The following is a 21,132-nucleotide window of genomic DNA, read 5'->3' on the forward strand; positions in this document are numbered from 1 at the left end:
CTCAATCTGGCAATTATGCACTTTACAAGCAGGCATTTTCTTTCCGAGATTTGTATTAATCTTAAAACGTATTGCCATGCAAACCGAACTATTAATGCAGTTTGACCTTCACCACAGGCTTTTTAACAATGTCCTGAAAGACCTTACGGACGGGGAGACCAACACAAGGGTAAACGGCAATACCAAAATGAACCATATTAAGTATATCGCCGGTCACCTGATGAGTACCCAATACGGTTTTGCCTACCTGGCAGGGCTGCATCCGGAAGAAAAATGGCACGCGCTTTTCTCTCCGGCAAGTGGGTCCCGGGCCATGGATAATAGTACCTATCCGGACATCAGTGAAATCGTTTATGAATGGAACCGTCTCTATAAAGACATCCGGAAGGGACTGGAACAAATACCTAAAGATATTCTTCACCATCTTCCCCCGCCTCCTATGGATGGGATTATCGGTGATACTACGCTGAGTACAATTTTTGAAAATACCATAGCCGGGTTATGGGCTTTCTTTAACCATCATCAGGCGTACCACATCGGCCAGATTGGTGTTCTCCGGAGGGGCCTGGGAAAAAATGCCATGCGCTATGACGAACCAAAGGTTTACAACACTGAAAACAAATAATTTATCTATAAAATTTTTAATCATGAAAGCAGTAAATATCTATCTGAACTTTGAAGGCAAGACAGAAGCAGCCTTTAACTTCTACAAATCCGTATTCGGCGGTGAATTTATGGGAGGAATTATGCGCTATAAAGATTTTCCGCCATCGGAAGATTTTCCGTCCCTTTCCGAAGCAGAGAAAAACATGGTAGGCCATGTTTCCCTTCCGTTGGGCGAAAACTCCATACTCATGGGAACAGATGTGGTAGAATCCCTGTGCAACGGCCATAAAACAGTGATGGGGAACAATATGCATATCACCCTGGAGACTGACAGTGCCGAAGAAGCCGGGACCCTTTTCAGTAAATTATCCGAGGAAGGCCTTGTGGTAATGCCTCTGGAAGAAACGTTTTGGGCGGAAAAATATGGTGCCTGCACTGATAAGTTCGGCGTACACTGGCAACTGAATTATACCGGAAACAAGATGCAGTAAGTGGGTTGAGTTACAGGTTACTGATTTGATTTGTAACCTGTAACTTGGTTTCTTGTTTGCCTGTCTCCGGGTTGAGTGGCAACCTCAACATACATATTCAAATTTATTACTAACTTATAAAGGTTTTTAATCATGGAAAAATTTCAGATCGCTATCAATGCATCCCGGGAAAAAGTGTGGGATATTCTTTGGGACGAGGAGACCTACCCGGTATGGACTGCTCCTTTCAGTGAAAGTTCGCAGGTGAAAACAGATCAGTGGGAAGAGGGAAGTAAAGTACTTTTTATTGACGGGGATTCCGGGGAAGGCATGATTTCAACCATAGCAAAAAATATCCCGGGAGAGTTTATGTCATTCCACCATATAGGTATCTACAAGAACGGTGTGGAGGATACAGAAAGTGCACAGGCCAAAGAATGGAGCGGAGTGGAGAACTACGCCCTGAAAACTGTTAACGGGAAAACCGAACTGGTCGTGGAGATGGATATCGACGATCAGCATAAAAGCATGTTTGCAAACCTGTGGCCCAAGGCACTTCGGAAAGTAAAGGAACTAGCCGAAGAAAAGTAAACTACCCGGGGCATACCGATAATTATCGGGACAAGGGGTATGAGACGGAAACCATAGATTAAGCGTCGGAGCATTTAAATCTCACTCAGGAGGGAGTATCCCAGACACAGACTCCTTAAACCTTAAATACAAAAAAATAATGGACTCCATCGAGGAACAAAACAACGAGCCCGAAGAAAACCTTTCCGGGTCTTCAATCTTCAAAGCGCTCAAAAGTGCCATTGTGGGCACCGAGGCCGATTATACGAAGGTAAGCCTTAAAAAGGCCATCTTCCTCCTGGCAGTTCCCATGATACTGGAGCTGGTCATGGAATCCACCTTTGCTGTAGTAGATATTTATTTTGTCGGTAAACTCGGGCCTTCTGCTGTTGCTACCGTAGGTCTTACGGAAACTTACCTGTTCCTGCTCTACTCCATAGCTATGGGCCTTTCTATGGCCATTACCGCCATTATTGCAAGGAGGATCGGTGAAAAGAAGAAGGAAGACGCAGGTACTTCGGCAATACAGGCTATTTTTATGGGGCTTCTGGCTTCCCTTCCATTCGCTGTAGGTGGTATATTCTTTTCAAAAGAACTGCTCACACTCATGGGTGCTGATCCGTGGAGTCTGGAACACGGGTACAGGTACACACAATGGATGCTTGGCGGTAATGCCGTGATTATGCTGTTATTTGTCATAAATGCCATTTTCCGAGGTGCAGGCGATGCGGCCATTGCCATGCGTATCCTCTGGATATCCAACGGGATCAATATAATACTGGACCCTTTACTGATCTTCGGCTGGGGCCCTGTATCTGCAATGGGGATAGAGGGAGCGGCCATTGCCACCAATATAGGTCGGGGCGTGGGTGTTATCACTCAATTATGGTTACTTTTTAAGGGCGGAAAACATATTCGTGCCAAACTTTCCCAACTCTACTGGGATACCGGAATGATACGAAATATACTCCGCACTTCACTGGGTGGTATCGGGCAGATGATCGTAGCCATGACCTCCTGGATATTCCTCATGCGTATTCTCGCCGATGTGGGTAGTGAGGCCGTTGCAGGATCTACTATAGCACTTCGCATCATGATGTTCACCCTAATGCCGGCCTGGGGACTTTCCAATGCCGCAGCAACACTTGTAGGGCAAAACCTGGGTGCCGGAAACCCGGAACGCGCGGAATCTGCCGTATGGAAGATAGGTTTTTACAATATGATCTTTCTCATCGGGGTTTCTATTGTTTATTTTTTCTTTAACCAACCGCTGATGAGTTTGTTTACAGAAGATCCCCAGGTTATTGCTATCGGGGGCGAATGGCTCCGTATTCTGTCCTATTCCTATTTTGTATACGGATGGTGGATGGTGTCTGTACAAGCTTTTAACGGGGCCGGGGACACCAGGACCCCAACCAGGATAAACCTTGTGTTTTTCTGGCTAATCCAGATCCCCTTATCCTATTTACTGGCCATTACCCTGGGCTGGGAACACGCCGGGGTATTCTGGGCAGTATTTATCTCTGAGACCGCCGTAGGGCTGTACACTTTATGGCTCTTTAAAAAAGGACGTTGGAAAACAGTACAGGTCTAGCTAGAGAAATGACAGGAAATATTTCCTAATGTTTAATCCGAAAAACAGAATCCGTGACCGAAAAAGAAAAATTCCTCCGAAAGTTCAACCAGGCCTTTGTCGAAAGCGACACCGGTTACCTCGTGGATAATATTACCGAAAACATAATCTGGAATATTCCCGGCGACCGTTATGTCCGGGGCAAAGAAGCCTTCATCGCAACCCTTAAGGAAATGAAACACCAAGGAAAAACCGAAGTGGAGATCGAACATATTATCACACATGGCAGGACTGCCGCCGTAAACGGGATAATACAGTCCGAAAACGGTCCTTCTCACGCCTTTTGTGATGTGTATATGTTCAGTGGATTTAAAAACCCTAAGATTAAAGAGATCACTTCATATGTGATCCGGATAAACAATCGTTCCGAATAAAACCTTTGGTATGGAAAATACCAGAATCGAAGAACGTCCTTTTTAAAAGGCTAATCGGACAATGGGAAGAGGACAGCTACAATATCAACTGGGAAAAATTAAAACAAAGACAAATGGAAACACCTAAGAAATTATCAAAAAAAATGTTCTGGGCAGGGAAGATCATCAGTACTTTACTAACCTTGTTCCTGCTGCTGGACGCTATTATGAAGATAGTCAGGGCCACACCTTCTGTAGAAGGGACCATAGCATTGGGTTATCCGGAAAGTTCGGTAATGCCCATGGGAATTGTTTTACTGATCTGTACTATACTCTACATCGTTCCCCGAACTTCCGTACTAGGGGCCATTTTACTTACAGCTTATCTGGGCGGGGCGACGGCAACACATTTTCGTGTGGAGCAACCGGTTTATTTCGCTGTCATTTTCGGCATACTGGTATGGCTTGGCGTATATCTTTGCGACGAACGTCTACGTACCCTCATCCCTTTCCGGAAAAAGGATATTACAGGTGCAAACCGGATCCAAAACCAGCAAGACCATTAATTCCCGGAATTTAAGATTCCATTGCTTTATTTTATTCATACCAAAAAACTAAAATCAGGAACCATGAGAAAAGTAAGTATCCTTATTGCGGCCTTTGCCATACTGACCGCTTTCAGTACAAAGGACACCATCCGCACGAATAATCGGGCAAACCCAACGGTAATTGCCAAAGATGACAAACAAGTTCTGCTGGACTATTTCAAAGAGACTAACAAAAACCTGTTGCAGAACGTAAAAGGGCTAAGCAGCGAACAATTGAAGTTCAAGGCCGCCCCGGATAAATGGTCAGTAGCCCAGTGCCTGGAACACATTATACTCACTGAAGGGTATATTTTCGATATGGTGAACACACTGATGAAGGAGCCTGCCAATCCGGAACGAAGAGAGGAAATAAATATAACCGATGAAGACCTCATCAAAGGGATGACCGACCGCAGCCAGAAAGCCCAGGCTCCGGAAGAAATACAGCCTTCCGACAAATACACCAATGCCAGACAGGCCCTCCAGGCTTTAGAAAAACAAAGGGCAAAGATGAAAAAGTACATTAAGAGCACCTCTGTGGAAGATATGCGTAATCACGTTACCGATTCTCCCTTCGGTGCTATCGATGCCTATCAGTTTACCCTGTTTATCGCGGCACATAGTGCCAGGCATACTCTACAAATAGAAGAAGTAAAAAAAGATCCCGGCTTTCCGGCTGAATAACATCATTATACCGTAATGGCCCTGCTCAGATAATTGCGAAACGGGAGTAATTCCCTGTAAACGGAGATCACTTCTTCCTTAAAACCGGGAGAAGTGATCTCTGTTTCCTTAAAGTCATGCGTCACAACATAACTCTTATTCCGCAAAAGATCTATATGCGGATGTTCCTTGTCATATCCCTTAGGAGTAGTTTTCAGACGATCATCGTATAACCCGTCCGGGAATAGTTTCCGGAAAGAAGGTTTGTTCAGGATTTTTTGCAACTCTTCCCCGTCGTAATCTATAGCATCCCGGATACTGGTAAGTATTCCTTTGTCCGGACGGTAAAAACCTCCTGCAATAAAACTTTCCGAAATACCGAGATGAATATAAAATTCGCTCTTATACGGCGATTTGTCCAGTACCGCTCCGAAATTGTCCTTATATACGGGCCTGTTCGGATGGTACAACAGGTTGTTGTTTATCCTGTTTAATGCTTTTCCCGGCGGGGTATGTTCATAATCCGTATCTGTTGTTGAAAGCTCGTTATCAAGGGCTTCCAGCCATTTTTTATAAGAATCCCTGACAGCATGGTATTCTTTCCGGTTGGCATCCATCCATTCTTTGTGGTTGTTTTTGTTCAGGTCCCGTAGAAACCGGAACAACCGCTTAAAGTCCATAGTATAAAATTTGAGGGTTAGTATATGACAAAAATTGAGTTCCCGCGTAATTCCTCGATTTGCACCCCCAACCCTAAAGAGAGCATCCCGATAAATATCGGGACGAGGGAAATCAGGCTCCCTTTAGTCCCGATATTATCGGGAGGAGATAAACTGATTTTTCGGTCAAATTATGCAAAAATGATTTTTATCACGTATTAAAAATTTAAAGTTAAAAAAGCTATAGACCGGTAGTCGTGCTTTTCCCTCGGAAGATAATAAAAAAAATAAACGTATCAGAATTTGTACTTCAGGGCAAGCGAAAAATAGGGGGCAGCAGAAAAACGGGGATTACGGTTATCATCATCACTTTTAAATATGGACTTCAAATTTCTTTCCTGGTAATACGCTTCTCTTCCGGCGGAAATACCTGCGGTAACAGGGATAGAAAATGATTTGCCGAGAATGAACTCGGGTTGAAGACCGACCACGAAGTACTGATGTGTAAACATCATCTTTTTGCCGTCAATTTTTTCCAATGCCAGTGTTCCGTTGAGTTCTGCTATTAGTTTTAACTTGAAATTTTCGTGTAGTTGCATCCCTGCCGAAACGGCAAGCCCGTCCACCGCGGAAGCCTTGAGTTCATAACGCCCGTTTAATTCCCAATTGAAGTAAAATCCGGGAAAGACCATGGGGTATCCGACTATATTATTTATGACAGGACCCAACCCTATATCCAGGTTATCCCTTAAATGCCATATAAATATCACACCACCATTGCCCAGGACATTATTTAATTGCACATCCGACACTTCAGTATGACTGGTATAAACCCCTGCGCCCAGCATAACGAGGATAGACCATTTTTCGCCAATTGGCCTCATATGGAACAGGCCTACCTGTGCATTCACTATTTTATCCGGGCCAAGTGCTCTATCCATATTTTCGTTATTAAAGGATGTATAGCTTCCTCCTACGCCCAAGCCCCATACTGTAGGTTTGTTGTTTTCCTTCATTTTTACGGAAAACGGGATTCTGGCATTCACCGAAAATATTTTCGCGTCCCCCTTGCCGCCCGTTTTGTTGTTATCCGCATCCCTAAAACCAGAAGAACCTATATACTCTGTTTTCAGCTCCACCTGGGCATTTAATCCGGCGGACAGCAGGGTTAATAAAATTATGCAAAACAGTCTCATAATTGTTATCATAGTCATTGTTTTTAACAGTTAAAATCATCTCCATATGGATTTGACCCTGCAAATATTAGCGGCAACGTCCCCTTGTTAAAATACATTTGACGAATGGCAATACTCCTTTGACGAATAGTAACGGTCCAATGGTATTATCTGTTAATTTTGCAACAGTAACGTCCTTAGCAGACATTCAACAGGCAAAGGCCAATATCTCCCGACATTTACTGGGACAACATAAACAATTACATATCAATGGATTACAATTTTTATATAAATGGAAAATTATTTTTTCAGAAGCTATAAACGCCTCATTATCCTGATCTGGACGATCATCGTTTTCCTGGTTTGGGTACAGTTTCAAAATCGTCACCCACTTCTGCCCGCCCTTTTATTGACTGCATGTATTTTTACACCAACAATACCAATAACCAATTTTTTGAGCAACCGCCTGTTACCAAAGGCGATGTACACTAAAAAAATGAATGTTTTTGTCGGTTGGTTCCTGGGGTTGTCCATAATTCTTTCATTTATATATGCATTATTCGATCAAGGATTTATGCTGCTGCAAGAAAATGGTTTTTTCACCTCTTCACCATCGGTGGATACAGATTCCCTGCTTTTACAATTTATGAGCGCAGTACCAACATCTCTTCTGGTCAATCTCGGTTTTTGCGGGCTCCGGTTCTATTACGAACATACCACACTGCAAGAAACACACTTAAGGAGCCAGCTTCAAATTCTTCAGGAACAGATCAACCCGCATTTTATGTTCAATGTGTTGAACCACATTCATATTCTGATGCAAAAAGATGTGGAACTGGCCTCTGCCCTGCTGGTCAAATATTCCGATATACTCCGTTACCAGCTTTATAACGGCAAAAAGGAATCGGTATCTTTAAACCAGGAAGTACAGTTTCTCAAAGATGTCATTGAGGTGGAAAAAATGAGATGGGGAGATGCGTTAAAGGTGCATTGTACCTGGAAGATCAAAGACGGAGAAAAAGAAATACAACCTTTGTTATTTATAACTTTTATCGAAAATGCCTTTAAACATGTTTCCCGCTCCCTGTCGGAAAAAGGATATATTAATGTATTTGCAGAACAAAAAAGGAATTCCTTTTATCTCGAAGTCGAAAATTCAAAATCGACACGGCAGCTACAAAAAAAGAATGCTTCGGCCTCGGGATTGGGGTTGAAGAATATCAAAGAACGCCTGGAAATCCTCTACCCCGGAAATCATAAGTTGCATATCCGTGAAACAGCGCTTTCCTATACTATTCAGTTAAACATCACATTGTAGATCATGGAAGAACAGCCTGCAAAACCTACAGACCATACCGTTTTGAAATGCCTGGTGACGGATGATGAACCCATTGCCAGGGAAGGGATCATTTCGTATATAGACAAACTGGGTTTCCTCGAAGTTGCCGGGGTGTGTTCTTCTGCATTGGAAGCCGCCGAATACACCAAAAAATCTACCGTAGATCTGATGTTCCTAGATATTCAAATGCCACATCTCTCGGGAATGGAATTCCTGGAATCCCTGGATACTCCTCCCCTGACCATTTTAACTACGGCCCATTCGGAGTATGCCCTGGAAGGCTACAGGCTACAGGTAGTAGACTACCTGTTGAAACCCATTACATTTAAGCGTTTTTTCCAGGCGGTATTAAAAGCCCGGGAAACATTTAATCTCCGGAATAAAGGTGAAGACCCCGACTCCCCGATGTACATCCGCCAGGGAGATTCTTTTATGAAGATCGTATGGATGGACATACTCTATGTGGAAAGCATGCAAAATTACCTGAAATTACACTTCAGGGATAAAGTTCTCGTCATACATCAAACTATGACTTTCATGGAGAATATTCTCCCGAAAGATTCTTTTTTCAGAATACATAAATCCTATTTGGTACACCTCTCGCATATCGATCTGATAAAGGGAAATCGGGTTTACATTAACCATACGGCACTTCCTGTTTCCCGACAGAGAAAAGATGAATTTTTAAATACTGTGGTCTATAAGAACCTTGTGAGCAAATAATAGTATCCGCCGTCAACACAAAAGTCGGAAAATCCGAATTATAAATTTGAGCTTTTCCTTAATTCCATTCCTTAAATTATCACTATTTTGCATACAAGTACCGGGAAACCCGGGTATAAGCATGCTGTACAAAAGTGGTATTTTATACTATAAAAGTGGTTGTCTGTATATCGTATATAGACCTTCGTACTTATTTCATTCTGATCCTGAAGCTTAATTTGTAATCTTGTATAAGCAAAGAACATATGCTCTCTTTCGAAAAAGAATATAAAGGCTGGCCACCGGAGCGGATTGCCAGGCACATCATTTACTGGAGTTGCTGGCTGACTTTCTATTGCGTGATCAACGCTTCCTATTACGAGACAGACTACCTGCAATGGTTTCTGCTGGAACTCATCTTCATGACCGTAAAAGTGCCCTACGCCTATTTCGTAGCTTATTACCTGTTCCCAAAATTTCTCTCTCAAAAAAAGTACGGCACCCTTTTTTTCCTGATGTTGTTCTTCGCTTTTCTGGGGGTGGGCTTCCTCGTGATCCTCCTGTCCAATTTTCCCCAGATCGCCTGGGGGCAACCTACCGAATTCTGGTCGGTCAAAACCTTTTTCAGGGCTATTGACCTGGTATACGTAGCCTCCCTGGTTGTGGTTATTAAAATGATACAGCGGTATCTCCGGCAGGAACGAATGAATGCACAGTTAAAGGAAGATAAAATGGATGCCGAACTCCAGATTCTGAAAAACCAGTTACAACCCCATTTCCTTTTCAATACGCTAAACAATATATACAGCATAGTGCTTTCGGGCGATAAAAACGGGGCCGGGGCCATTTTAAAATTATCCGATATGCTGAGCTATATGTTGTATGAGTGTAATGTAGACCTGGTGGCATTGAAAAAGGAAGTAGCACTTATCCGGAATTATATCGAACTGGAAAAAATACGGTATGGCGACAGGGTCGATCTGTCTTTTGAGGTAGACAGTGATATCAAGGGAAAAGCCATTGCCCCGCTACTGCTGGTTCCCTTTGTGGAAAATGCCTTTAAGCACGGAGTATTTAAAAATGAGAAAAACTCATGGATACGCATCCATTTACAAACAGATGATGATCAGCTGACCTTTATCGTGGAAAACAGTCTGCCCGAAAACAACAACGGGAATTCGGGAGTGAAAAGCGGAATAGGGCTGAACAATGTAAAAAAGCGATTGCAACTGCTTTACCCGGAAAAACACCACCTCAGCACAACCAAAAACGAGACTTTTTTGATAAACTTAAAGATAAGCTTATGAAGTGTATGATCGTAGAAGACGAACAGCCAGCGGTAAAAGTGCTGGAAAGCTATATCGGGCATTTCAGTGACCTGGAGATCACGGGTGTTCACAATAATGCTATGGATGCCTTTACCAGTCTGCAGAAAAACCCGGTAGACATTTTGTTCCTGGATATACAGCTGCCAAAAATATCAGGTATCCAGTTCCTTCATTCGCTTCACGACCACCCGGCCGTCATTCTCACTACTGCTCACCGGGAATTTGCTCTGGACGGATATGAGCTGGAAATTACCGACTACCTGTTAAAACCCATTTCGTTCGGGAGGTTTACCAAAGCCATTGCCAAGGTGTACAAACAGCATCAAAAACCACTGAACATCCCCCGGGAAACTCCTGCTGACGATCGTGTGCTGCTATCGGAACCTTTTATTTATATTAAGTCGGACCGGGAGTTCGTCAAGATATATTTAAAGCATATCCTTTATATTGAAAGTATTAAAAACCATGTAAAACTGGTTACCTCCTGCGGCACCTATCTCACATTGATGAGCCTCTCCCAGGCCGAAGAAAAGCTTCCGGGACAGCATTTTATGCGTATTCATCGCTCTTATATCATTTCCCTTGAGCACATTTCTAAATTTACGCCTGCGGGTATACAAGTCGACCATAAATACATTCCCGTGGGTCGACACTACAAAAAACAGTTCCTATACTGGGTAGAAAAGAATACCGTGTAAAATTCCTTTCTTTTGGCAAATCTGCACATATCAGGAGGAAGAAATACCATCTTAAAAAAGTTGATTTCGCAAAAAAGACTTTCTGTTTTCACGAATGGAACAGGTTTTTAAACATGATATCAAAGGCAACGTAATGCGCATCCTTAGAGAAGTCGTTGCCGAGAAGGTTGTTCATATAACCGAAATTTAAAGTTAGGTTATGCCTTGGTATGTTCAAAGAATAATAGATAGAAAACCTGCTTTCGCCGTATTCCCATGTATCCCAGTGCTCCTTTCTATCGGAGGCGTAAAGAACTTCCGCGGCAGTTATCAGTCTTTGGGTTTTATCCGGATTGAGGTTTATGGTCATTTTGCTACTAAACCTGGTACGAAACTGTGCTTTTTTCTTATAGGGTTCGAAACCGGAAGTATAGAACAACCTCAATTCCGGACGAAAGGTAAACGAAAAGCTGACGAATGCTGCCGGGTGCAGATAAGAATAACGGCCGTAAATCCTTATTTCCTGCCGGCCGTCATAAGGAGGTTCTTCGTCAAACTGGTTTTGCCACCGGTAACTCAATGCCCCGGAATACTTCCAGTGTTTGGTAAACTGGTGTTCAATCTCCTGGTTGATTACGTAAATAGTTCCCCTTTCAAAAGGACTGTCATTTTCCGGACTATTGGTACTTCCTATCCCTATAAAGGTGGTGGATGTAAGGTGCTTTTCTGTATTCAGGTCTTCCTTTACCCCTACCGCAAACCATCCGGAACTGTTTACTTCTCCCAGGCCGGGAGGTGTTATCTGGGCAAATACGGGCATATATAATAACCCGAGAAACAGCATACTCAGCGATAATCTCATAGTCATTTTTATTAGATGATAAAGCAAAGTAAAAGCCGGAATTAGGAAAGAATCTGGAATTTTAGCCGGTTTCGGGAAGTAATCTGGAGAAAGGCTACGGTTATAACGTAACACATTGAAATACAAATAAAAAAATTAAATAATTCCCCGTCCTATGAGGAATTGCAAAAAAGCTGCTCCGGTGGGGACAAGGATAAGCGACAATCCCGTTGAAAACAAAATGAGCAATGCCGCCTCTTCTTCCCAGGAATTCAGAAAAGAGGCAAAAACCGCGAGATTAACGGCTATCGGAAAAAGTGAGATCAGGGCCATTACCTGTCTTTCTTCACTTTGCAGCTCGTCCACCAGCCAGAATTCCAGCGATAGCAAAAGTATAACAATAAGAATAGCGGCCAGGACACGAATGCCCAATATTCTGGCATAGTAACCCCAGGAAATCATTCCGAATTTTATATTGGTCAGGCTCATCCCTATAATTGTCATCCCCGCAACCGAAACAATGACTCCCAAAATACTACTGACAGAACCCATCACTTCCGGTAATTCTACGTTAAAAATCTTCAGGATAACGGCCACGGAAATGGCATAGATAAAAGGCACTCTGAACACTTCCTTAATAGCTTTTCTTGTAGTGTATCTCGATTTGGCTACCTGGATATATCCGAAGATATTACCGTATAGTGCAGAACCTATATAAATACAGATCAGAACAGTTATGCCTTCTTCCCCGAAAAGGGCGGTCACTACCGGAATCCCGAAGAAGGCGACATTAAAATAGGCATAACTGCTTTTCAGTATGTTAATATTCAGGGAAGATTCCAGTTTACGCTTTACCAGGATGGCGGGGATCAGCATCAGGAAGGACAGTAAAAAAGAAATAACAGCAAGAATAGCAATATTAGACACACTGGCTTCCAGCACTTTGTCAATAACCAGAACAGGCAACAATACGAAAAGCAGGGGCTTGCTGATGTAGGCCTTGGGGATCATATTCTTTTTGCTCAGAATAAAGCCGATAGGAATAAAACACAGATAAGGCAGTAAAGTGAAGTAAAGTGACTTAAATGCGCCCATCGCCGGTGATTTTGAAAATGAGCTCTCCGGCCAGCCTTGCTGTGGTTTTTACGTTAAACCACACGGCATTCACATCCATTAACATGCCGTTTACCAAATGGCCAACTCCGTAAATATGTTCTCCGCCCTTTTCCGAAACGCACTGCATAGTATGCGGATTGATCACAGCTCCGCCCAGCGGATGCGGTTGAAGATATTTTTTATGTAAAAGATTCTCCAGTAAAATATTATCCATTTTTTCCAGTTTACCCGCACTCCCGGTGGCATTCACCAACCGGTCCGTATAGTGTATCCCGTTTTTTGATGTACTTATCCGGAATTGCTTTTTTTTCTCGTCAAATGCTACCTTCTTATTTTCGGCTATGACTTCCAGTTTTCCTTGCCGTATCAATTTCGCTATCCGTTTAGCATTGTACAAAGGTATGGCATGCCGGTTTATCGTCCAGTATCTTCCGAGCCATGTATTAAACATCAGTTGTTGTTCCATATCCATCCAGCTCCATATAGCAGAAGTGTCATAGCGAAGGGCGTATGCCATATTCAAAACGGAATCTCCCCCCTTTTCCGCAATTCTGATATCCTGCTCCAGCAGTGGCAAGGGATCTTTGCCATAGCGATTCATTGCACTCCAGTCCGGCTTTTTCCCTTCCGCAGCTTCCACATCCTTTATAAAAAGCCGGAACAATTCCTTAACCGTAGGCTGGTGTCCGTACTGTCGTTGTAATTTGTGCAGGTTTTCCAGGGTAAGATAACTTCTGTCGAGTTCTTTATTCTCATCGGGCTGTACCCTGGGCAGCATACCGTCCGGTGAAAACATGGTGATCATTCCGGTATGCCCGTTATCTATCAGGGTCAGAACGGTATCTATGGCACTGAGGCTGGTTCCCAGTATACCTACATGATCTGCTTGCCCCGTCCCTTCCAGAAGCCGTTCCGAAGGCCACGGAAAATCTATATATTGCTTGTATTCCCGCAATTCCTTAAAAGAATTGGGCTTGGGAGTCCCGGGAGCCAGAAGGACCTCATCGGCTACTACACAGGAGCCATTTGTCAATGCTACGGAAAGTTGTTCATTTTCCAGGCGGTCTATCGTAATAGCCTCACTATGGATAATTGCTACAGATATTCCGTGTTGCTGTGCTTTTTCGATCGTTTTTTCCAGTTCTTGCGACACATAATGCCCATACAATATTCTGCTGGTATAGGCATTTTCCTCATTGCTGTCTCCTTTAACATCATTTCTCCTCTGCCCTCCGTGTTCCCGGAGCCATGCTGCAAAATGACCGGGTTCGTGGGCATATATCCCCATAAGATCGGCCTGTGTATTTAATAAATGTGATTTTTGTTCGGTTCCGAAAGCCAGCCCGTATCCAACCCGATCACTGCGTTCTATGAGTGTAAAGCTGATCTGCTTTTCAAATTTTTTAGCGATACTCTGGATAAGGAGTTCTATAAGTGCAGCCGAGCCACAGGCCCCACCACCGATAATCACGACGTTTTTCATTGTTATCTGTCCGCTTTGCCCGTAATTTAAAGAGATAAAAGGAAACATTAAAGAAAATTTGATTATTTACCGTTTTTATTTCCGGTCACTAAACTACTCCCGGACTTTAATCCTATAGGTTTAGAGCAGTCCGTAAGCCTGTTTTGCCACGGATACCCCCACCATACCTGGGGTTTTGGACCCGGAATTGAGACCAATAAAAATACTTTCATAATGACAGGACTTGCCAGGCAGGAGAATCCGTATCGGATGAATATCATATCTTTACAAAAAGCCCGTAGGGGCATAAAGAATCACAATATCAGTACGGCTATGACATTATTCGGAAAACCGGGAGAGACTCTTAAAAAAGGGGATGTAATTCCCTCATTTACGCTGAAGGACCAGGATGGAAAACCGGTAAATCTTCCTCAAGATCTGGGAGAAAAAGGAGCCGTAATCTATTTTTATCCGAAAGATGACAGCCCTGTTTGTACTAAAGAAGCCTGTGCTTTCCGGGATCATTTTGAAGAATTTACAAGCGCCGGCATTCGTGTTATCGGCATCAATTCCGGGAGTGTAGAAAGCCATAAAAAGTTCGGGCAGAAGCACCATTTACCTTTTACACTCCTAAGTGATCCGGACAATAAGATTCTGAAACAGTTCGGGATCAAAAATATGCTGTTCCTTACGGGAAGAGAGACTTTTGTGGTTGACAAACAAGGGATGATAATACATAAATTTCGCGATTTTATCCGTGCAGACAATCATATAAAAGAAGCTTTGCAGGCATTGGAATTGCTCCGATAGAAAACACTTTTCAAACTCTTAAGCCGCTGACAGGCATCCGGAAATCGCCCCCCTGCTTTCTTAAAGGGTATCTATCCCTTATCTCAGGGAACTCTCAAAATGTTTGAATTTCGTAAGGTCTGGTTTCTTTATAGTTAGTCTTCCGTTATCCTCCTTTTTACTTTTGTTTTGTCTTAAAAAACAACAAAATGAAAAGGTTAAATATCCCTCTGATCACTATAGTTATTCTCCTTCTGTCCTGTGCTTCATCGGCAGAAAAGAAGGATCCCCCGGAAAATTCCGCGAACAGGGAACTTATATACCATGTATTTAAACAATGGCGGCAAGGAACGGGAAATTTCTTTGACCTTCTCGACGATAACACAGTATGGACCGTAACCGGAAGCGGTATGTTTTCGGGTACTTATAAAGATAAACAGGATTTTATGGATAATGCCGTAATTCCTATAAATAAACAATTGAACGGTAAGATAATCCCGGAACTTATAAGTATCACTGCGGAAGGAAGAACCGTGTGGCTGCACTGGAAAGGCACGGCACAGACCAAAAACGGGGCAGTTTATACAAACGAATACGCCTGGAAGCTACAATTGGAAAACGGAAAAATCATAAAGGTCACTGCTTTTCTGGATAACGAGGCATTAAATCAACTTTTCACTAAAAATAAAGAGGATATGAAAACAACTATGGAAGAATCTCAAGAATATATCGGTATGTGGGTAACCAGTGATGGATACATCCGTCACGAACTACTACCGGGTAATCGCTATGATGAGGCACGCGGAAACCGGAAAAGTGCGTACCGGGGAAGTTATGAGGTAACGGGAAATCACATCGACTATAAAGACGATACCGGTTTTACCGCTGATGGTGAATTTGAAGACGGTATTTTATATCATGCCGGAATGATCCTGTATAAGGAATAGGACAAACCGCAAGAAAGATAGTTAAAACAATCCGGGCAGAACAGGGACATCGCTGTTCTGCCCGGATGATCTTTCTTCAGGTGTTAAAATATGCTATGGCCTGGCGGTCAGTGTATATGTCTTTCCCGCATCCGTTTCCAGATCATACACATAATACCCGGGAAGATTGAGTTCTGTCAACTCCGCTTTTGCGGATACCAGCGGCGTTTTAATTTCCGGATTCTGATAAAACCTGTTGGGGTTTTCCCCTGTAGCTTTTTCCGGTTCTTTTCCATTCCCATCAAATAAAGGGACCTCGCTCCTGATCCTGCAAACACCTCCCAAACCTGAAAACAACCCTACCGTCTGCAGTTGGTTGTTTTCCCATCGGAGGGATACTTCGAAACCTCCCCTGGCTTTTAGGCCTTTTATTTCTCCTTTCTTCCATGCGTCCGGTAAGGCAGGTAAGACATGCAGGGCTTCATCATGGGACTGTAACAGCATCTCCGAGATCCCGGCAGTGCATCCGAAATTTCCATCGATCTGGAACGGCGGGTGGGCATCGAAAAGGTTAGGATAAGTTCCTCCTTCTTCCGTACCGTCTTTTACCAGAGTAAGCTGGGTTTTTATAAGATCATAGGCCCGGTTTCCGTTGAGCAGGCGTGCCCAGAAATTCACTTTCCATCCCATGGACCAGCCGGTGGATTTATCCCCCCGGTAAGTAAGCGTGTTTTGTGCCGCCCGGAATAATTCCGGGTGTCTGAAAGGGGATATCTGTGCCGAAGGATGCAGGCCGTATAAATGCGAAATGTGCCGGTGTTTATCATCCTTTCGGTCCCAATCCTTTATCCATTCCTGTAACTGGGAGTATTGCCCTATCTGCATAGGGGGCAAAAGTCCTCTTTTCTTTTTTAGTTCTTTTCGCAAGGCTTTGTCCGTATTCAGAATTTCCGAAGCCTTGATGGCATTGGTAAACACATCAAATACCAATTGATTGTCCATCGTGGTACCGTAGGTTAAACTCACCCCGTTTTGATAGGAATTTTCCGGAGACATGGAAGGGGATACGACGAGCCATTTGTTTTCCGGTTCTTCCTGTAATATATCCGAATAAAACCTGGCCGCGGACCTTAATACCGGATAATATTTTTTTAAAAACTCTTCATCTCCCGTAAACAGGTAGTGCTGCCACAGATGCTGGGTAAGCCAGGCGCCTCCCATGGGCCACACTCCGTAATATCCGCCGTCAATTACCCCGGTTACTCTCCAGATGTCCGTATTATGGTGCATATTCCATCCCCTGGCGTGGTACATCTCACGCGCACTTTCCTTTCCGGTTTCCGAAAGCTCTTCCAGCATTTTAAAAAGTGGCTGGTGCAATTCGGAAAGATTGGTAACCTCAGCCGGCCAGTAATTCATTTCGGTATTAATATTTACCGTGTACTTACTATCCCAGGGAGGCGAAAGAAGGGGATTCCATATACCCTGTAAATTGGCGGGCTGTCCTCCGGGGCGTGAGCTTGAAATCAACAGGTAACGTCCGTATTGAAAGTACAGGGCTACCAGAGAGAGGTCCTGATCTCCCGTAAACTTTTCCAGACGTTCGTCCGTGGGCAATCCGGAAATCTCGGTATCCTGTTGCCCGAAATTCAATGACACTCGGTGATACAATTCCTGATAATCTTTTATATGTGCAGACTTTATCTGCGACAACGACTTTGTTTTAACCGCCTCCAGGTGGTCTATAGCCTTTTGTCCGGCATTATCCGCCAGTTCCTTATAACTTTTAAAATTGGTGCCTATACTGAGAATGACGGTCGCTTCATCCGCATTTTCAATTTTGAGTTCCTTTTCCCTAATTATAACTTTCCCCGATTTTACCTGCGGAAGGGCATACGCCTCAAAATCTACTCTTCCTTTTTTATTGGCTTCGTCACCACTTGTCCCTCTCAGGACCAGCATACCGTCTTCTACCGAAACTTCATGCTTTTTCTGTACACTCCCGAAATGAAGTTTACAGGAAATTTTTCCCGGCTGATCAGCCTTCAGGTGAACAACCATTACCTGGTCCGGATAGGAAACAAAATACTCGCGTTCGTAGGTCACGCCGTCCAGGGTATAACTTGTTGTGGCCACGCCTTCTTCAATATCCAAAGTTCTCTTATACTCCTGTACGTCATCATGACCGAAATCAATCCGAAGGTCTCCTACGGTTTGATAAGGCATTCCGTAATTGCTGTTTCCTGGCGCATGTCTGGGAAATACTTCATTGGCGAGCTCCTGGGCCTCTTTATACTCTCCGGAAAAAAGCAATTTCCGGATATCCTCTACCCGGGGATATACATCCATAGGTATATTATTTCCCGGTTCTCCAGCCCATACGGTTTCTTCGTTAAGTTGTATTTTATCGTCCGTCGTTCCAAAGATCATTCCTCCGATCCGACCATTACCCATAGGCAATGCTTCGTTCCAGTTTGCAGCAGGTTCATCGTACCATAGCACATGCTCTCCCTCCTGCGCATATAAATTACAGGTCTGTAAAGAGACAAGGACGACAAACATACAAATGCCCCAGGCTCTTATCTGTGTCTTGATTATCTCTCCTTCCGAATATTTCATATCAATAAATGTTTCTTTGTATAATTCTTTATCTACGGAACTGTCTTTTCGTAAAGATACTAATAGTTACAACGACTATATTAATAAAAAAGAAAATAGGTCTAAATCAAATCCCGCTATGTTTATACAACGGATCATTACCAAAATAAATTAACACTTTGCTAAAACCATGGCTGCAAGGCAAGGCGTGATTACTGAACAACCAAATTGAAAATATGTTCCGGAATCTGTAGAAATTCAGGATCCTGTAAATCGCAATTTCACAAACCTTATCTTTTCCCTGTTATATGTATAGGTAACATAGACCGTACCCTCGGCAGATTGTATGATAGCGGGATAGCTGTATTCACCTTTATCCTGATTTTTCAGGATATAGATGTCTTTCCAGTTTTCGCCGTCGGCAGAAAATGCCAGGTTCAATCTGTTTCTCCCTTCCCACCAATCTTTACCGCTTACCATAGGGTTATATACCAAAAGATGATTCCCGTTATCCAGGGTTACGGCGTCTATCCCGGAATTGGGATTGGCCACACCGGTCTTTTTTAATGAAGTCCAGGTTTTTCCCCCGTCCGAACTTTCACTCGCCAGGATAACATTCTGATCACTCCGTATAAGCGCTTTAATCGTTCCGTTCGCAAGCCTGATAAGGGTCGGCTGGATAGCTTTATAATCCGAATCCGGATCAACCGCTACTTTTTCCCAGGTATATCCCCCGTCTTCGGAAAGTTCCATGTGTACCTTCCATATACCCCCGTCTTCAGTGCTGGAGGGACTGATTATTTTTCCGTCGGCCAGCATAAGGGGTTTGTTTTTTATGGGACCTAATATGGTCTCCGGAAATTGTTTCCCGTCCGACCAGGTTTTGCCGTTATCTTCCGATGTTTTGTACATTCCCCACCACTCACTTGGGGAAGGCCCGGCTTTATAATATAAAAACAGGGTCCCGCCTTTGTTTTTAAATAATACCGGATTCCACGCAGGATACCGCACAGAGTCACGGACAATCCCGTCTGCTATTCTTTCGGGTACCGACCAGGTCTTACCATCATATACCGCCGAATAGATACAAACATCCGGATTGCGTTCGTGCGTACCTCCAAACCACGCGGCCATTATATCGCCATTGTCCAATGATACCAATGTAGAGGAATGGCATTGCGGAAAAGGTGCTTCTTCGTAAATAAAGCCTTGTTCCAGTATTTCTATTCCGGGGATATTACCGGTCTGTTGAGAATTTCCGTTTTGTAAACCGGCAATAAGCAGTGCCACAATCCATATCTTTTTCATGCGGTCAATATAGTTCATTCCGGAAAAATGTCGGATATCCTTTTTCATTTCTAACAGAATATGTGTAAATAATGAAATTAATTCCTGCCGTTATATTAATTTATGCAAAACGGGTTTGTATTAAAAACTACTTACGAAAAAAATCAGTTCAGGCCTCTGTTATACCATAACTTTTCTTTCCCCTTGCTTTTCAGCATATTTTGTAACGTGTATTTTTTGACGTCCTGTTTACGGAGCTGATGGCTCCAGGAAACCCTGCCGGATACTTCTGCTCCCTCACCTGTATTTTCATATTCCGCATAAAAGGTCGTTTTTTCCTTTTCCGGGAACATTTTGTCTCCTTTCCAGGGGTTCCACCCTTCGGCAACTATGTGCGGCCCCAGGTTACAGGAAATAAATACTGTTTGTGCATATGGGCGCCAGGGCCTTCCCAGGAAGACTTTGGTTACATCTTTCCCGGCGATGAGATAGCATTTTACAAATACAAATCCGAAATCACGGTTTTCGGGTGTCGCTGCTGCGGTAATATACGAATCACGTATACTTTTTATGGTGCAGTTATTGAAAACCGCGGTGGCCTCTCCGAAGATAAAATCGGTGGTCCCTTCTATATAACATCCGTCATAATATTGTTTGCTTCCTTCCGTAGCCGCATAAATGGTATCCTGGCAACCGAGTATATTACAATTCCTGAAAACGGCCCTGTTCCCCTCCACATGCAATGCAACGGCCTGCCCTTCTCCGCAGGATGCATTTTTAACAGTCAGGTTCTCCGCCATAAAATCATTACCCTCAACCAGCAACGTATAGGAAATAAAGGTGGAAAATTTAGCTCCGGTAGCGGAATTGATTTTACCCGAAAAGTCATTGTTTACAATGATGGTTTCGTCCCTGTCCTCGCCCTTCAGGATAATCCTGGTCTTCCAGCTCGGAACAACTAATTTTTCATTATAGACTCCTTTTTTAATTGTAATCAGCACAAAACCGGGCCCGAGGTCCCTGGTAGCATTTATCGCTCCCTGGATAGTTTTAAATTCCGAAGTTCCGTCCTTTGACACGACTATTTCCCGGTAAGGTTTTACAACCTCCTGGCCGGAAGCAGAGATAAAAGATATGGGCAGTAATAACAGGAAAAGCATTTTTTTCATATACTCTTATTTTTTTCCTGTGCAAAATCATGAAGCGACAGGCATATAGTCAACAGCAGAAAAGCCGGTTTGGTTTTCATTCCTTATGATTTTAATGTGAATTAAGGGTCAGATTTTTGTTTTAGTTAAAGATCCGTCAGTACTGGTTTTTCCATAAAAAACAGTCGGGTTATTAGGCTACT

The 21,132-nt window shown here is 43.4% G+C and carries 21 protein-coding genes; 13 read left to right on the plus strand and 8 right to left on the minus strand.

The window, feature by feature from the left end:
- Positions 1-76 precede the first annotated feature (76 nt).
- From ACVBDY_RS20445 to ACVBDY_RS20475, 7 genes are all read left to right on the plus strand, one after another.
- Complete coding sequence (locus tag ACVBDY_RS20445; RefSeq protein ID WP_447177330.1) at positions 77-625, plus strand: DinB family protein; 549 nt, start codon at positions 77-79, stop codon at positions 623-625.
- A 22-nt stretch (positions 626-647) separates the two neighbouring features.
- Positions 648-1,097: a VOC family protein gene (locus ACVBDY_RS20450; RefSeq protein WP_447177331.1), complete on the plus strand. Its 450-nt coding sequence runs from the start codon at positions 648-650 to the stop codon at positions 1,095-1,097.
- Between the two features lie 132 nt (positions 1,098-1,229).
- Positions 1,230-1,667: an SRPBCC family protein gene (locus ACVBDY_RS20455; protein ID WP_447177332.1), complete on the plus strand. Its 438-nt coding sequence runs from the start codon at positions 1,230-1,232 to the stop codon at positions 1,665-1,667.
- Between the two features lie 139 nt (positions 1,668-1,806).
- Complete coding sequence (locus tag ACVBDY_RS20460) at positions 1,807-3,240, plus strand: MATE family efflux transporter (protein ID WP_447177333.1); 1,434 nt, start codon at positions 1,807-1,809, stop codon at positions 3,238-3,240.
- 53 nt (positions 3,241-3,293) lie between these two features.
- Positions 3,294-3,653: a nuclear transport factor 2 family protein gene (locus ACVBDY_RS20465; protein ID WP_447177334.1), complete on the plus strand. Its 360-nt coding sequence runs from the start codon at positions 3,294-3,296 to the stop codon at positions 3,651-3,653.
- Between the two features lie 113 nt (positions 3,654-3,766).
- Positions 3,767-4,198: a DoxX family protein gene (locus ACVBDY_RS20470; protein ID WP_447177335.1), complete on the plus strand. Its 432-nt coding sequence runs from the start codon at positions 3,767-3,769 to the stop codon at positions 4,196-4,198.
- Positions 4,199-4,261: 63 nt separating this feature from the next.
- On the plus strand, positions 4,262-4,903 hold the full coding sequence (locus ACVBDY_RS20475) for a DinB family protein (RefSeq protein ID WP_447177336.1): 642 nt from the start codon (positions 4,262-4,264) through the stop codon (positions 4,901-4,903).
- A 5-nt stretch (positions 4,904-4,908) separates the two neighbouring features.
- Here ACVBDY_RS20475 and ACVBDY_RS20480 read toward each other — a convergent pair whose 3' ends face one another.
- Both ACVBDY_RS20480 and ACVBDY_RS20485 read right to left on the minus strand, forming a co-directional pair.
- Complete coding sequence (locus tag ACVBDY_RS20480) at positions 4,909-5,562, minus strand: DUF2461 domain-containing protein (RefSeq protein WP_447177337.1); 654 nt, start codon at positions 5,560-5,562, stop codon at positions 4,909-4,911.
- Between the two features lie 275 nt (positions 5,563-5,837).
- Positions 5,838-6,749 carry a DUF6268 family outer membrane beta-barrel protein gene (locus ACVBDY_RS20485; RefSeq protein WP_447177338.1) on the minus strand — a complete coding sequence of 304 codons (912 nt, stop codon included), beginning with the start codon at positions 6,747-6,749 and terminating at the stop codon, positions 5,838-5,840.
- Positions 6,750-7,008: 259 nt separating this feature from the next.
- Between ACVBDY_RS20485 and ACVBDY_RS20490 the strand changes: the two genes are divergently transcribed.
- The 4 genes from ACVBDY_RS20490 (at position 7,009) to ACVBDY_RS20505 (ending at position 10,783) form a co-directional block, all read left to right on the plus strand.
- Positions 7,009-8,034 carry a sensor histidine kinase gene (locus tag ACVBDY_RS20490; protein WP_447177339.1) on the plus strand — a complete coding sequence of 342 codons (1,026 nt, stop codon included), beginning with the start codon at positions 7,009-7,011 and terminating at the stop codon, positions 8,032-8,034.
- A gap of 3 nt (positions 8,035-8,037) precedes the next feature.
- The gene (locus tag ACVBDY_RS20495) at positions 8,038-8,778 is read left to right on the plus strand and encodes a LytR/AlgR family response regulator transcription factor (protein WP_447177340.1); all 741 of its coding nucleotides are present in this window, start codon (positions 8,038-8,040) and stop codon (positions 8,776-8,778) included.
- A 245-nt stretch (positions 8,779-9,023) separates the two neighbouring features.
- Complete coding sequence (locus ACVBDY_RS20500; RefSeq protein WP_447177341.1) at positions 9,024-10,064, plus strand: sensor histidine kinase; 1,041 nt, start codon at positions 9,024-9,026, stop codon at positions 10,062-10,064.
- Positions 10,061-10,783, plus strand: a complete 723-nt coding sequence (locus tag ACVBDY_RS20505; protein WP_447177342.1) for a LytR/AlgR family response regulator transcription factor — start codon at positions 10,061-10,063, stop codon at positions 10,781-10,783. The genes ACVBDY_RS20500 and ACVBDY_RS20505 overlap by 4 nt, the downstream gene beginning before the upstream one ends.
- An 88-nt stretch (positions 10,784-10,871) precedes the next feature.
- Here ACVBDY_RS20505 and ACVBDY_RS20510 read toward each other — a convergent pair whose 3' ends face one another.
- From ACVBDY_RS20510 to ACVBDY_RS20520, 3 genes are all read right to left on the minus strand, one after another.
- Entirely contained in the window at positions 10,872-11,624 is a 753-nt protein-coding gene (locus ACVBDY_RS20510; protein ID WP_447177343.1) for a DUF2490 domain-containing protein, read from the minus strand.
- Positions 11,625-11,759: 135 nt separating this feature from the next.
- Entirely contained in the window at positions 11,760-12,698 is a 939-nt protein-coding gene (locus ACVBDY_RS20515) for an AEC family transporter (protein ID WP_447177344.1), read from the minus strand.
- Positions 12,685-14,202 (minus strand): FAD/NAD(P)-binding protein, encoded by a 1,518-nt coding sequence (locus ACVBDY_RS20520; protein WP_447177345.1) that lies wholly within the window; start codon positions 14,200-14,202, stop codon positions 12,685-12,687. The genes ACVBDY_RS20515 and ACVBDY_RS20520 overlap by 14 nt, the downstream gene beginning before the upstream one ends.
- Before the next feature lie 213 nt (positions 14,203-14,415).
- Here ACVBDY_RS20520 and ACVBDY_RS20525 point away from each other — a divergent pair, with 213 nt between their 5' ends.
- The gene (locus tag ACVBDY_RS20525; RefSeq protein WP_447177346.1) at positions 14,416-14,991 is read left to right on the plus strand and encodes a peroxiredoxin; all 576 of its coding nucleotides are present in this window, start codon (positions 14,416-14,418) and stop codon (positions 14,989-14,991) included.
- Between the two features lie 188 nt (positions 14,992-15,179).
- Positions 15,180-15,917 carry an Atu4866 domain-containing protein gene (locus tag ACVBDY_RS20530; protein WP_447177347.1) on the plus strand — a complete coding sequence of 246 codons (738 nt, stop codon included), beginning with the start codon at positions 15,180-15,182 and terminating at the stop codon, positions 15,915-15,917.
- 93 nt (positions 15,918-16,010) lie between these two features.
- On the opposite strand, the gene ACVBDY_RS20535 is transcribed toward ACVBDY_RS20530, so the two are convergent.
- The 3 genes from ACVBDY_RS20535 to ACVBDY_RS20545 all read right to left on the minus strand — a co-directional run bounded on the left by ACVBDY_RS20535 (position 16,011) and on the right by ACVBDY_RS20545 (position 20,950).
- A complete protein-coding gene (locus ACVBDY_RS20535) occupies positions 16,011-18,515 on the minus strand; it encodes a glycoside hydrolase family 95 protein (protein WP_447177348.1) in 2,505 nt (834 codons plus the stop codon).
- A 237-nt stretch (positions 18,516-18,752) separates the two neighbouring features.
- Positions 18,753-19,850, minus strand: a complete 1,098-nt coding sequence (locus ACVBDY_RS20540) for a sialidase family protein (protein ID WP_447177349.1) — start codon at positions 19,848-19,850, stop codon at positions 18,753-18,755.
- Between the two features lie 95 nt (positions 19,851-19,945).
- Entirely contained in the window at positions 19,946-20,950 is a 1,005-nt protein-coding gene (locus ACVBDY_RS20545) for a pectinesterase family protein (RefSeq protein ID WP_447177350.1), read from the minus strand.
- Positions 20,951-21,132: the final 182 nt, after the last annotated feature.

The sequence above is a fragment of the Sinomicrobium halophytocola genome (assembly GCF_052983395.1).